At 58.4% G+C, this 13,363-nt stretch carries 13 protein-coding genes; 5 read left to right on the top strand and 8 right to left on the bottom strand.

From position 1 onward, the window contains the following. Positions 1-238: 238 nt before the first annotated feature. A complete protein-coding gene (locus ACZ5RG_RS07925; RefSeq protein ID WP_464446749.1) occupies positions 239-907 on the top strand; it encodes a GIY-YIG nuclease family protein in 669 nt (222 codons plus the stop codon). Between the two features lie 99 nt (positions 908-1,006). Further along, positions 1,007-1,891, top strand: coding sequence for a BRO-N domain-containing protein (locus ACZ5RG_RS07920; protein ID WP_464446748.1), 885 nt, complete (start codon positions 1,007-1,009; stop codon positions 1,889-1,891). A 69-nt stretch (positions 1,892-1,960) separates the two neighbouring features. Here ACZ5RG_RS07920 and ACZ5RG_RS07915 read toward each other — a convergent pair whose 3' ends face one another. Beyond that, entirely contained in the window at positions 1,961-2,851 is an 891-nt protein-coding gene (locus ACZ5RG_RS07915) for a GIY-YIG nuclease family protein (RefSeq protein ID WP_464446747.1), read from the bottom strand. A gap of 1 nt (position 2,852) precedes the next feature. Beyond that, positions 2,853-4,685, bottom strand: coding sequence for a glutamine--tRNA ligase/YqeY domain fusion protein (locus ACZ5RG_RS07910; protein ID WP_464446746.1), 1,833 nt, complete (start codon positions 4,683-4,685; stop codon positions 2,853-2,855). 155 nt (positions 4,686-4,840) lie between these two features. Here ACZ5RG_RS07910 and ACZ5RG_RS07905 point away from each other — a divergent pair, with 155 nt between their 5' ends. Continuing rightward, on the top strand, positions 4,841-5,215 hold the full coding sequence (locus ACZ5RG_RS07905; RefSeq protein WP_312261327.1) for a hypothetical protein: 375 nt from the start codon (positions 4,841-4,843) through the stop codon (positions 5,213-5,215). A 53-nt stretch (positions 5,216-5,268) separates the two neighbouring features. Here the strand turns inward: ACZ5RG_RS07905 and ACZ5RG_RS07900 are convergent, their stop codons facing one another. Continuing rightward, positions 5,269-5,775, bottom strand: coding sequence for a DUF6622 family protein (locus tag ACZ5RG_RS07900; protein ID WP_464446745.1), 507 nt, complete (start codon positions 5,773-5,775; stop codon positions 5,269-5,271). 26 nt (positions 5,776-5,801) lie between these two features. Then, positions 5,802-6,200: a DUF2306 domain-containing protein gene (locus ACZ5RG_RS07895; protein ID WP_026036530.1), complete on the bottom strand. Its 399-nt coding sequence runs from the start codon at positions 6,198-6,200 to the stop codon at positions 5,802-5,804. Between the two features lie 219 nt (positions 6,201-6,419). On the opposite strand from ACZ5RG_RS07895, the gene ACZ5RG_RS07890 reads away from it, so the two are divergent. Next, positions 6,420-7,244 (top strand): undecaprenyl-diphosphate phosphatase, encoded by an 825-nt coding sequence (locus tag ACZ5RG_RS07890; protein WP_464446744.1) that lies wholly within the window; start codon positions 6,420-6,422, stop codon positions 7,242-7,244. On the opposite strand, the gene ACZ5RG_RS07885 is transcribed toward ACZ5RG_RS07890, so the two are convergent. From ACZ5RG_RS07885 to mutS, 4 genes are read right to left on the bottom strand one after another with little or no spacing between them, the layout of a single operon-like run. Next, positions 7,245-8,048, bottom strand: coding sequence for an alpha/beta fold hydrolase (locus ACZ5RG_RS07885; RefSeq protein WP_464446743.1), 804 nt, complete (start codon positions 8,046-8,048; stop codon positions 7,245-7,247). After that, entirely contained in the window at positions 8,045-9,022 is a 978-nt protein-coding gene (locus ACZ5RG_RS07880) for a hypothetical protein (protein ID WP_312261337.1), read from the bottom strand. The genes ACZ5RG_RS07885 and ACZ5RG_RS07880 overlap by 4 nt, the downstream gene beginning before the upstream one ends. An 18-nt stretch (positions 9,023-9,040) precedes the next feature. Continuing rightward, positions 9,041-9,868 carry a proteasome-type protease gene (locus ACZ5RG_RS07875; RefSeq protein WP_298603164.1) on the bottom strand — a complete coding sequence of 276 codons (828 nt, stop codon included), beginning with the start codon at positions 9,866-9,868 and terminating at the stop codon, positions 9,041-9,043. Between the two features lie 11 nt (positions 9,869-9,879). Next, positions 9,880-12,621: a DNA mismatch repair protein MutS gene (gene mutS / locus ACZ5RG_RS07870; RefSeq protein ID WP_464446742.1), complete on the bottom strand. Its 2,742-nt coding sequence runs from the start codon at positions 12,619-12,621 to the stop codon at positions 9,880-9,882. A 244-nt stretch (positions 12,622-12,865) separates the two neighbouring features. Here mutS and ACZ5RG_RS07865 point away from each other — a divergent pair, with 244 nt between their 5' ends. Beyond that, positions 12,866-13,213, top strand: coding sequence for a rhodanese-like domain-containing protein (locus ACZ5RG_RS07865; RefSeq protein WP_464446741.1), 348 nt, complete (start codon positions 12,866-12,868; stop codon positions 13,211-13,213). Positions 13,214-13,363 lie beyond the last annotated feature (150 nt).

Here is a 13,363-nt window from a genome sequence, read left to right as displayed (position 1 = left end):
ATATTTGCTGACAACGAGTTAGAGGAAGCGGCAGTTAGCCGGAATTTCCGGATAACTGGTGCTCTACGCAGCCATGGAAGCCCAAGAGACGGTGGTCCTGCTGACCCTTCGGCAGCATCGGCAACTCTCGTTTGACTTTGCGCGGCTGTGGCCGGGAGGTTCTTAAACGAATGGGTGTTCAATTCGGTATTAATTCTCACTTTGTGAAGGAATACATTCAATGTGACGAATAAACTCTTTGATCATCATTTTTTTTGAAGTACTTCAAAAAATTTCAATCGACTTCAACCAAATCGTTTACGTGTTGACCAACCCCGCCATGCCAGGGCTGATCAAAATTGGCATGACCACCCAAATGGAGGTGGAAGCGCGGATGAAGCAGCTCTACAGCACGGGTGTGCCGGTGCCCTACGACTGCGCGTTTGCGTGTCAAGTCAAAGACGCCAGCGAGGTGGAGCGCACCTTGCACTATGCGTTTGGCAAAGACCGGATCAACCCCAACCGGGAGTTCTTTCGAATCGAGGCGGACCGGGTGATCGCGGTCTTGAAGCTCTTGCAGGTCGAGGACATCACCGACGCGGTGGAGAAAACCATCGAGGCGGACACCGATGCGGCAGACAAACAATCCGCCGAGGTGATGAAAGAAGCCCGCCGCCCGCGCATGAATTTTCATGAGCTGGGCATCCCCAGCGGCTCGGTGCTGGTCTTCAAAGACGGCAGCCGCCAAGTCACCGTGGCGAGCGACAAGAAGGTGATGTTTGAAGGGCACGAATGCTCGTTGTCGGCGGCCACTCGCGTCGTTTTGGGTTTGCCCAAAGACTATGCCATTCAGCCCTCACCGCACTGGACGTTCAACGGCAAGTCGCTGCACGAGATCTACGACGACACACACAGCGGCCAAGAATGACCTGAGCCTCGCGCTTGATATGCTTACCTGCAACGGGCGAGGTTCAAAAAGTCGAGCCAAACGCCCCCGATTCACCCCAAAAAACGACAAGGTTTCAGTATGACGAGCATCCTCGACAAGTTCGACGCCGACAGCAAAGTCAAGCTGTTCGAATCGCAGAACATTCGCAGCGAATGGGATGCCGAGGCTGAAAAATGGTGGTTTTCGGTGGTCGACGTTGTGGCGGTGCTGACCGATCAGCCGGACTACACGCGGGCGCGCAAGTACTGGAGCGTGCTCAAAGTTCGCCTGAAAAACGAAGGCAGTCAGTTGGCTACAAACTGTAGTCAACTGAAATTGACCGCCGCCGATGGCAAAAAATACCTGACCGATGTGGCGGACACCGAGCAAATCTTGCGGCTCATCCAGTCCATCCCCAGCAAGCGGGCCGAACCCTTCAAGCTCTGGCTGGCCGAAGTGGGCAGCCAGCGCCTGGACCAGCTGCAAGACCCGGAGCTGAGCATCGAGCAGGCCATGCTCGACTACAAGCGCCTGGGGTACACAGACAATTGGATCAACCAGCGGCTCAAGAGCATCGAGATCTGCAAAGAGCTGACCGACGAGTGGAAAAAGCACGGCTTGCAAGAAGGGCCGCAATTCGCATTTTTGACCGACGTGATTTACAAAACCTGGGCCGACAAAACCGCCAAGGAATACAAGCAGCACAAGGGCCTGAAGAAAGAAAACCTGCGTGACAACATGACCAACAAAGAGTTGATCATGAGCATGCTGGCCGAGCTGTCCACCAAGGAAATTTCAGAAGCCGTGCAGCCGCAAACGCTAGACGACCACGAAGACGTGGCCAAGCGCGGCGGCGGGGTGGCCCGGCAGGCGCGGCTGAAGCTTGAAGCCGAAACTGGCAAAAAGCTGGTCAGCCCGCAAAGCGCCAAGCAGTTGCGTACTTTGGGGCAGAACCCCAGCAAAAAAGCAGGGGGCAAGAGGTGAACACGTACAAGTTCACCACGCGCGAGCAAACCACCGAGTTTCTGCTTTAAAGCTCTAGGCACTTTCTGGTCAGTCAGCATTTGTGCTGATGACGCCTTGCCGCTTGACCTCGTCCAAAGTCTTGCCGGATGCCGTTTTCCATTCAACCCAGCCATTTGCTGATCGGCCCATGACTGCCATGGCGGCTGTGCTGGGGCTTGAAAACAGGTGGTCGCGTGTGAAAACCAGCAGAGATCCAGCACTGCCAGCGATTTCGGTCAGAACGCCTTCAGTAATTAACTGGCTGCGCATGCGCTCGTGAGAAGTTCCCTGAATTGAAGGAACGATCTCTGCTCGCCCCTTCGAACCTTTGTGCACCACAAAACCTTCGGTGGTGTATTCGCCCACGCCGTCGGCCCCCGAGCCCTTGCAATAGAACAATTCGACGATGCCTTTAGCGGTTGGGGCACTGGTCAAGGGTTCAAAAATGGGCTGGCCCAACGTGGCCAACAAAGTGGCTGAGGTTTCGTGAATCTCATGACAATCCGCTTGCAAAGGAGCAGGTGTGTAGGGCTGCGAACCGGTGTTGCCATTCTCTAGACCATAACGTCCTGCCTTGGTGGCTTCTGCAATAGCCAGCCATTCCAAAAACAATGCATGAGTTTGCGTCAAGCTGTTGGTCAGCGAGATGACCACGAAAGCGCGGTTCCAAAAATCTTTGTTCTGATGGTGTTGCTCCAAGCGCTTGCCCACACTGCCTGACTGTCCGATGTAAGTGCGAGGTAAACCCGCCTCAGACAATTCGCCCATCAAAAAGTACACGCCCACTTGCTGGGCCTCTGGCATCTTCAGGAAGTCGGCCAGTTGGCTGCGCGGCACCTCGATCACACGAACAATGCGGGTTGTGATCTCGGCCACGCGCATGCCGCGTGGGTCGCCGGATGGGAGAAATATTTGGATGGTTTGAGGGCGTGAGCTCAATTCATTTGCCCCAACTGTCCTTCAACCCCGTCACCCGATTGAATACCGGCTTGGCTCCCGCCACATGATCCAAGCGGTCCGCCACAAAGTACCCAAACCGCTCAAACTGAAACTTCTGGTCCGGCTGCGCCCCGGCCAATGACGGTTCCACGTACGCGGTGACAACCTTCAAGCTGTCCGGGTTGAGCGATTGCAAGAAGTCTTTGCCGCCCGCATCAGGATGCGCTTCTGCAAAGAGGCGGTCGTACAGGCGCACTTCGGCTTGCACGCCGTCGGCCACGGCCACCCAGGTGATGGCGGCTTTGGCTTTGACGCTGTCGGCACCGGGTGTGCCGCTCTTGGTGCCAGGGATCACTTTGGCGTGCACCTCGGTCACATTGCCCGCCGCATCGCGTGCGCAGCCGGTGCATTCGATCACGTAGCCGCCTTTCAGGCGCACCACGTTGCCGGGGAACAAGCGTTTGTAGCCCTTGGGCGGCACTTCTTCAAAGTCTTCGCGCTCGATCCACACTTCTTTGCCGATCAGGAAAGAGCGGTCGGCTGGCGGCGTTTGGCCCTCGGCCACTGCGCTGTGGGGCAGGGCGGGTTGGGTGCAGGCCTCGGTGTAGCCGTCGCTGCCAAAGGCCTCGGCCCAGTTGCTCAACACGAGCTTGACGGGGTCGAGCACGGCCATGCCGCGGTGGGCTTTGTTTTCCAGATCTTCGCGCAGGCACCCTTCGAGCGTGCTGTAGTCGATCCAGCTGTCGCTCTTGGTCACGCCAATGCGGTCGGCAAACAGGCGCAGACTTGTCGGGGTGTAGCCCCGGCGGCGCAGGCCCACGATGGTCGGCATGCGCGGGTCGTCCCAGCCGTTGACTTTGCCTTCGGTCACCAGTTGCGCCAGCTTGCGTTTGCTGGTGATGACATAGGTCAGGTTCAGGCGGGCAAATTCGTATTGTTTGGGGCTGGGCGCAGCCAGCAGGCCGCATTCGCACAGGCGTTCCATCAGCCAGTCGTAAAACGGGCGCTGGTCTTCAAACTCCAGCGTGCACAGGCTGTGGGTGATTTGCTCCAGCGCGTCCTCAATCGGGTGGGCAAAGGTGTACATCGGGTAGATGCACCATTTGTCGCCCGTGTGGTGGTGGGTGGCGCGGCGGATGCGGTAGATGGCCGGGTCGCGCAGGTTGATGTTGGGGGACTGCATGCTGATCTTGGCGCGCAGTACGGCAGCGCCGTCGGCCAGCTTGCCATCACGCATTTCGCGAAAGCGTGCCAAGTTTTCGGCCACGGTGCGGGTGCGGAAGGGGCTGTCCACGCCGGGTTTGACAAAGTCACCCCGGTTGGCACGCATGTCCTCGGCGCTTTGCTCGTCCACATAGGCGTGACCGGCTTCGATCAGCGCCTCGGCTGCGCGGTACATGAAGTCGAAGTAGTCGCTGGCCTGGTAGGGCGCGGCGTCGGCTGCGCCATTCCAGTCAAAACCCAGCCATTTCACGGCATCGATGATGGAGTTGACGTATTCGGTGTCTTCTTTTTCGGGGTTGGTGTCGTCAAAGCGCAGGTGGCACACGCCGCCGTACTCTTGCGCCAAGCCAAAGTTGATGCAAATGCTTTTGGCGTGTCCTACATGCAAATAGCCGTTGGGTTCGGGCGGAAAGCGGGTGCGGATCTTGGCTGGGTCCGGTTCGCCTGCTGCGTGGTGCGCGGCATCGCCGGGGCTGCCTGCCCAGCGGCGAGCGGCGTAGGTGCCTTTTTCCAGATCGTTTCCAATGATTTGGCGCAGGAAGTTGCTGACTTTGTGTTCGGCGGGAGCAGCAGCGGCGCTGGCGGTGGCTTTGTCGGTGGGGGAGGTCATAGCGCTTGATTTTAGAGGGAAGCGCGTGCGTGCTCTGGGTGATCTGGTTACGACTGGAAACCATTGTGAAGCCCGCTTTGTCCGCGAAAAATGCGCTTGAAGCGCTACAGGTGCAGGCGGATCAAGGGTTCGCCGTCACTTTCAAAGGAATGCACATGGCCACGTTGGCTCTCAAAACCTGGACCCGAAAATCGCTGTTGCTGTGCACTCTGGCCTTGGGCCTGTCGCAAGTGGGCTGCGCCCATCCGGTGGCGGTGTCGCCATCGGTGGTGTTTTCTTCCCAAATCGGCCATGCCCCGGTCTATGCACAGGTCGGCATCCATGGCCCCATGGTGGTCATGCCGCAGCCTCGCGTCTTTTATGCACCTACGCCGCCACCTCGGGTTGTTTATGTGCCTCAGGTGTACCGGCCAGCGCCAAGCTGGGGGCGTGACCATGGCCGTCGGCATGAGGGGCGTGATCGCCGAGATGATCGCGACCATGACGGTGGCCGTGGTCATGGCCGCGGTCATGGCCATGTACAGCGCTGAGATCGCTGGCTTCAGCCCTGACTGACAGAGGCAAGGGCGTGCGCAGACCTGAATCAGGTGTGCTGGTCTTGGTGTGTGTTGAGTTTCAACAGCCGCAGGGCCCTTGCGTTTAGCACCCCTGAAAAAAAGCCGTACAGGGCGCTGATGCCGATGGCCGTTTGCAGGCTGTGCAAGCTCTCTGGGGCCGTCGCGGCCAGCATGCCCACCACAAACTTGCAAGCAAAAATGGCCATGAACAGGGCCAAGGGCATCCAGCTGCCGGGCACGGTGTAGTGACGGGTTTCTTGGTCGTAGCGGGCCCCGCCTGGCGCGGCACCTTGACCGAGCGCCCATGCCACCAGCAAACCCATGGCGGCCCAGCTGAGGAGGCTCGTTGTCAGCCACGGCGTCAGCCGCCACTGCTGGACCACGCCCACCAAGGTGAACACGGTCAGTGCGATGTTGATGCCCAAAAGGCGTTGCTTGCGAACACGGCGTGTGCGCGTTTGTACCAAACCCAGAGCAATGAGACCGATCAGTAAAGCGAAGACCCAAACGGGGATGTGTTGCAGTGTTTGCATGGCGACTTTTTTGAATCCAGACTTGGTTAGTTTGACCAGATCAAATTACCCAGGTAACGCCCAGGGACCAATGTGAATGCACCTGCAACTAGGCACGCACTGACGTACAGCCATTGCATGGTTTTGCGGTGACCTTGGATGTTGCCTTGAAGCAGGTAGACAAATGCGCGGTACAGGCTGAAAAACGTGAGCGGAATCAGCAGGTGGATCGGTGTGTACCCCATGGCATTGGGCAGTTGGAAGTCACGGATGAATATCGCGCTCAAGGCTGCTGTGATCATGCAAGTTACCCAGGCATAGCCCAGGGCGCGGTGCAGGCGCGGACGGGTGGTGCGGCCTAGCCGGGCCCACAGCGCAACTGGCCCCAACAAGACCGCCGTGATGGCGGCGCTCATGTGAATGGCGATGGTGGGGGTCATTTGCATGGTGTGGGTGTTTTCAGAACGGTTGGGAACGGGGCCAAGGGTGGCCTTGAATGTAATTCAAAGTAACTCTTACCTGTGTCTGATTGCGATGAAACGGTGTTGCCGTGGTGAGAAACGCCTGAAAGGCGACTTTTCAAGTCGCCCCAGCGTGGCGCAGGTCGGATCGCCAGACTGGGCTTGTGAAGTCGCGATAATCCTGCATTCTTCAAAGGATTGTTCGTGGATTCAATGCTGTTGTTCAAAGCCGCCGTGATGGGCGTGGTCGAGGGTTTGACCGAGTTTTTGCCGATTTCGTCCACTGGGCATTTGATTTTGGCGGGTGCCTTGCTCGGCTTTGACGATGACAAGGCCAAGGTGTTTGACATCGCCATCCAAACCGGGGCGATTTTGGCGGTGATCATTGTGTATTGGCAAAAGATCAGCTCGACCGTTCGCGCCTTGCCGCGCAATGCCGATGCGCAGCGTTTTGCGCTCAATGTGTTCATCGCTTTTGTGCCTGCCGTCGTGCTGGGCCTGTTGTTTGGCAAGGCCATCAAGGCCAATTTTTTTACGCCCGAGGTGGTGGCCACCACCTTCATCTTGGGTGGCTTGGTGATTTTGTGGGCCGAGCGGCGTCCGGCCAGCACGGTGCGCATCCAAGAGGTCGAAGACATGCGCGGGCGCGATGCGCTCAAAGTGGGGCTGGTGCAGTGCTTGGCCATGATTCCGGGCACCAGCCGCAGCGGGGCCACCATCATTGGTGGCATGTTGCTGGGCATGTCGCGCAAGGCGGCGACCGACTTTTCTTTTTACCTGGCCATTCCCACCTTGATCGGCGCAGGGGCGTACAGCCTCTACAAAGACCGCGCCTTGCTCAGCGTGGCCGATGCGCCGCTGTTTGGCGTGGGCTTGGTGTTTTCGTTCTTGAGCGCTTGGGTGTGTGTGCGCTGGTTGCTGCGCTTCATCTCCAGCCACAGCTTTGAGGTGTTTGCCTGGTACCGGATCGTTTTTGGTCTGGTGGTGCTGGGCTCCAGCTACAGCGGGCTGGTGACTTGGGCGGCTTGATCAAGCCCCGATGTTGCGCAGCGATGCTTCGATCGCTGCTGCCGTGGCCAGCGGTTTTTCCATGGGGAACAGGTGTGAGCCGTCGATCATCATGACGCGGCCCTTGACCACCTTGTGTGTCAGGTCAACGCCCGCTTGCTGCATTTCAGCCGAATGGGTTCCGCCGATGAAGGCCGCTGGGCATTTGAGCGGGTGGCGCTTGAGCAGGCTGTCGAGTTTGTGTGGCAGACCATTGTAGATGGCGGTTTCCACGTCGCGGTCAAAGCTCAGATGACGTTGACCGCCGGCATCGTGCGTGCCGTGTTCGATGTAGTCGCGCAGCACCTGCGGGTCCCAGCGGGCAAACGATTTTTTCTGCTGAAAGCTTTCGAGCGCTTCGGTCGCGTTGGGCCAGTGTTGGCGGCGTTTTTGGCTGATGCGCCCCGGCGACAGTGAGCCAATGAGTGGCGTGCGTTTGGCCAAACCCAAGGTGGTGGCACGCCAGCCGCCAATGACGGGCGAGTCGATCAGCACCACGCCACGGGCCAGCTCGGGGTGGCGGGCCGCACACATCAGGCTCAGGATGCCGCCCAGCGAATGCCCGATCAGAAAAGCCGGTTCGCCATCGCCTTGTTTGGCGCGGGCGAAGTCAGCCAGTTGTTGCACCAGATGGGGCCAGTTGTTGGTGACCGGGTACTGCGGATCATGGCCATACATCTCCACCGCATCAACCTCAAAGCCGCGCTGGCGGAGGCTGCCCAGCATCACCTTGTAGGTGCTGGCTGGAAAACTGTTGCCGTGCGAGAAAACGATGCGAGGGGTCATTGATTAGTAGTGTTAGTCAGTGGTGTGCTGTAAACCACAGTTTCATCTATTGCATAGAGCAGGCAGGCCTGTTTGGCTCTTTCGGCACAGCGCGACAAGGCCGATTTCACTGATTCTTCATCACCGGTGTTCCATGCCCAAAACTGTCGATCAGGCGCCACGGCAAATGCTTTTGGTGTCATTGCGTTCAAGTATTTTTGGTAATTATCGATACCAGCTTTCAGGTCAAGTGGAACTTTGCCGATTTCGTCTGCTGTTGCATATCCAGATGCGGATGGTGCTGGCATAAATGTTTGACGTAACTGCACTTGGTCTGGACTGGGTTTGAGCGATAAATCAGTGATGACACCTCTTGTGAGCGCATTCGTTTGAAGTGCTTCGCAACCCAAGGGGCGTTTGCTTTCCGTGCCTTTGCAAAAGTAAGTCATTGGCAATTCAGCTTTACGTTGTGGCATGAATGCAACCATGCCTTGGGCGATTGCAATGTTGATCCATTGATTAACCAAGACTTCGTCGGCCTTGCCGTCTGAATGTTTGACTATCCATCGAAATAGCCCCTGATCTTGAACACTTTTTGAGTTCAGCTGACCCTCGTTGTTGTAGTGGCCGTGAAATCCTACAAATGTTTTCTCGGGCGAATAGTCGTCTGAGAAGTACCGCTTGATCCCGCCTAAAAACATCCGAGAGCATGAGGAAACGCAATAGCCGGATACGCTGGTCTCAATGCGTTGATCTCGAAAAATTTCACCAACACGATACCCCGTCCAAGCATCGCCACCCCAGGAGTTCCTGAGAACGACGTGCTGAATTGTTGGCGTTTCTTGCAGAATATTCTTCAGTTTGACAAGGTCACCTGTGACCACTGCACCAGACATGATCAATGTGCGCTCATGACCTTGGAATTCCATGCCTAACGCATTTGAAAAATTGAAACTGCTCAATATCAATAACACCAACCCAAAGACGCGGTTCATTTTTCCACCCGTGTTTGATCAGATCAGCTTCTCATCCGGCGTGGTGATTTTTTTGAGCAAGGCGTTGCGAGTGGGCGGCACCATCAGCGGGATGTCAGTCGCGCCGCCGTGCCACATTGGGTCTTCGATGCTGTCGAACATTTGGCGCAGTTTGTCGCCCCAGCTGGAGCGCAGCATTTGGAAGTAGGGGTTGTGCTCGTCGATGCACATGATGCGGTCGGTTTGCAGGCTGCCCGCTTGGTAAACCACCATGTCCAGCGGCAGGCCGACCGACAGGTTGGATTTGAGGGTCGAGTCCATCGACACCAAAGCGCATTTCGCGGCTTCATCCAGCGGCGTGTCGGGGGTGATGACGCGGTCGAGCACGGGTTTGCCGTATTTGGATTCACCAATCTGGAAGTAAGGCGTTTCGTCGGTGGCTTCGATGAAGTTGCCGGGCGAATAGACCTGGAACAGGCGCATGCCTTCGTTGCCGATTTGGCCGCCAAAGATCATGGAGACGTTGAACTCCACACCCGAGGCTTTGAGGGCCGCTGCATCGCGCTCGTACACGCGGCGCACAGCGGCACCCAACACGCGGGTGGCATCGAACATGCTCTTGGCATTCCAGATGGTCAACGGTTCGTCTTGGCCGGGTTCGACCAATTTTTCAATTTGCAGCACCTCGCGCACCGACTGTGAAATGCTCAGGTTGCCCGCTGACAGCAGCGTCATGAAGCGGTCGCCTGCTTTTTCGTAGACGATCATTTTGCGGAAGGTGCTGATCTGGTCCAGGCCCGCATTGGTGCGGGAATCGGACAAAAACACCAGACCGGCGCGGGTTTTGACGGCAACGCAATAAGTCATGAATCAACTCTTTAATTTTTGGGCAGCAAGCGCTGCAAAGCATACAGGGCGTCGAGCGCTTCGCGGGGGCTGAGCGCGTCGGGATTGATTTGGGCCAGCGCCACTTCGATGGGGCTTGGCCCGCTGGCTTCGGATTCGGGTGGTGCGGCAAACAGGTCCACTTGCTGTCGGCTTTCGCTGGCACCGGCTTCGAGCGCACTCAGGGCGTGGCGGGCATGGGTCAGCACACCCGCAGGCATGCCCGCCAAACGCGCCACTTGCACGCCGTAGCTTTTGCTGGCCGGGCCGGGTTGTAGCTCGTGCAAAAACACAATGGACGCGCCCGATTCGGCTGCGCTCACGTGCATGTTTACCGCCGCTGTGTGCGTGGCCGGGAACTCGGTCAGCTCAAAGTAGTGGGTGGCAAACAGCGCAAAAGCTTGCGTTTTGTTGTGCAAGTGCGTGGCAATGCCGCTGGCCAAGGCCAGGCCGTCAAAGGTGGAGGTGCCGCGACCGATCTCGTCCATCAGCACCAGGCTGTGCGGCGTGGCGCTGTGCAAAATTTGCGCGGCCTCGGTCATCTCCAGCATGAAGGTCGATTGGGCGTTGGCCAGGTCGTCGGCAGCGCCAATGCGGGTGTGGATGGCGTCGATGGGCCCTAAGCGGCAGCGGCTGGCGGGCACATGGCTGCCGATGCTGGCCAACAGCACGATGAGTGCCACTTGGCGCATGTAGGTCGATTTACCGCCCATGTTGGGGCCGGTGATGATTTGTAAGCGCTGGCGCTGGCCCAGCACCGTGTCGTTGGCGATGAAGCTGGCGCCAGACATTTCGGCCAAGCGTGCCTCCACCACCGGGTGGCGCCCTTGTCGGATTTCAATGCACGGCTCTTTAGCAAACTCGGGGGCGCACCAGTTCAGGGTGAGTGAGCGCTCGGTCAAGGCACACAGCACATCGAGCGAGGCCATGGCCTGCGCCAAAGCGGTGAGCGCGGGCACAAAGGGTTGCAGTTGGTCAAGCAAGCCTTCGTACAGCCATTTCTCGCGGGCCAAGGCGCGCTCTTGCGCCGACAGGGCCTTGTCTTCAAAGGTCTTGAGCTCGGGCGTGATGAAGCGCTCGGCGTTTTTCAGGGTCTGGCGGCGGCGGTAGTCGTCCGGCACTTTGTCGAGCTGGCCCTGCGTGACCTCGATGTAAAAGCCGTGCACTTTGTTGAATTGCACGCGCAAATTGGCAATGCCGGTGCGCTCTTTTTCGCGGGTTTCCAGGTCGAGCAAAAACGCATCGCAGTTGGTCTGGATGTTACGCAGCTCGTCCAGCTCGGCGTCCAGGCCGTCGGCAATCACGCCACCGTCGCGCACCAGCGCAGCGGGCTCTTCGAGCAGGGCCATTTGCAGCAGCTCGGCGCAGTGGGTGGGTGGCGTGAGCCAGCGGGCCATGCCTGCAAGCAGGCTGCCTGCTTCGGGTTGCAGGGCTTGCAATTGCAACGACAGCGAGGCCGCACGCACCAGCGCATGGCGCAGCGCCACCAGCTCGCGCGGGCGCACTTGGCGCAGCGCGGTGCGGGCGGTGATGCGCTCCACATCGCTGGCGCCTTTGAGCTGTTCGCGCAGGCGTTTGTAGGCGGGACCGGCATGGTGCAGGTCGTCCTCGCGTCTGGCGTCCTGAATGCCATCCTCGGGCTTGACCCGAGGAGCCATGTCTTCCCGCGTGCTGGGCAATGCCGTGAGCATGGCGATGGCGTTCAGCCGTTGTTGAGCCACATTGCGATCACGCGGCGGGCTGAGCAACCAGCTTCGGAGCAAGCGGCTGCCCATGCCGGTCATGCAGGTGTCGAGCAGGGCAAACAGCGTGGGCGAGTTGGCCGCGCTTTCACCGCGCAGGGTTTGCGTCAGCTCCAGATTGCGGCGGGTGCTGGCAGGCAGGTCGATCAGCGCGTCCGAGCGCTGCACTTGCACCCGCTGCACATGCGGCAGACTGCGGCCTTGGGTGTGTTCGGCATAGGTCAGCAAGGCGGCAGCGGCGGCGTGTGCGTCGTGCAGGGTGTCGGCGCTCCATGCTGCCAGCGATGCCGCTTGCAGTTGCTCCAGCAGTTTGCGTTGGCCCAGACCGGCATCAAACTGGAAGTCGGGTCGCAGGGCAAAAGCCCAAGCACCACGTCCGCCGGTTTTGAGGCCGCGCAGTTTTTGCTCAAAGGTGGGCGTCATGCCCGCGCTGGCCAAAAGCTCGCTCGGGCTGATGCGGTCGATCCAGTCGGCCAGTTCGTCCTGGGCGCATTCGGCCAAGTGCACCACGCCTTGCGTGACGCTCAACCAGGCCAAGCCGCAGCGGTTTTTGGCGGCTTGGTGCACAGCCAGCAAGATGGCTTCGCTTTTGTCGGGCAGCAACTCGGTGTCGGTCAAGGTGCCAGGGGTGACCACGCGCACCACTTTGCGCTCGACCGGGCCTTTGGCCGTGGCCACATCGCCCACTTGTTCGCACAGTGCCACCGATTCGCCCAACTTGATTAGCCGGGCCAGATAGGTTTCGACCGAGTGAAAGGGCACACCTGCCATGACCACGGGCTGGCCCGCAGATTGACCGCGCCGGGTGAGGGTGATGTCGAGCAGGCCAGCGGCTTTTTCGGCATCGGCAAAGAACAACTCATAAAAGTCGCCCATGCGGTAGAACACCAGCGTGTCAGGGAACTCCGCTTTGATGCCCAAGTACTGCGCCATCATGGGCGTGTGTCCGGAATAGTCAGCGGGGTTAAGGGCAGGGGAAATGTCGTTTGGCATCAATGACTTGGCCGACCCTGAAGAAAACGTGCGTACAAAAAGGCTGCAATGGCTTCAGGGATGATTTGAATGGGTTTTACTGCTGAAATTATCTTTAAAAATCAAGCACTTATCTTTGGTCTTAGAAATTTATTTCCATCCTCGTGTTGGCCGGATCATCGGGGTCTTGAGGTGTAGCGCTGAATGGCCCGTGTGACGGCGCATCATTGGCTACCATTGGCCATCGAACAAGGGGTAAAAAACCGTGGATTTTCTGAAAAATTATTGGCCCATGCTGGCCTTGGTGGCTTGGTTTGGCTACAAGTGGTGGAACGCCCGGCGGGTGGTGGCTTTGTTGCCCGCTTTGAAGCAGCAGGGCGCTACTTTGTTGGATGTGCGGTCCATGGCCGAGTTTGCGCAGGCCAGCGCACCGGGCACGGTGAACATTCCGTTGCAAGAACTGGCTACCCGATTGGACGAAATTCCCAAGGCATTGCCCGTGGTGGTCGGCTGTGCCAGCGGTACACGCAGCGGCATGGCCAAGCTGTTGCTCAAAAAGAAGGGCTATTCGGCGGTTCACAACATTGGGGCTTGGGGCAACTTCTTGAAGTGATGGCCGATCAGGCCTGGCAAGGGCCTTGGTGGCGATCTCGTGAGCGGTATGCCGCTCCAGGCACAAAAAAAGCATCAGGTAACTGATGCTTTTTTGGTTTGTACTCTTCAGCCTGTAAGCCACTCAGCCACTCAGCCAATCAGCGAGCAG

This window comes from Limnohabitans sp. TEGF005 (assembly GCF_055394835.1).
Note: the sequence above shows the minus strand (reverse complement) of the source record. Positions and strands in the feature narration are given on the sequence as shown.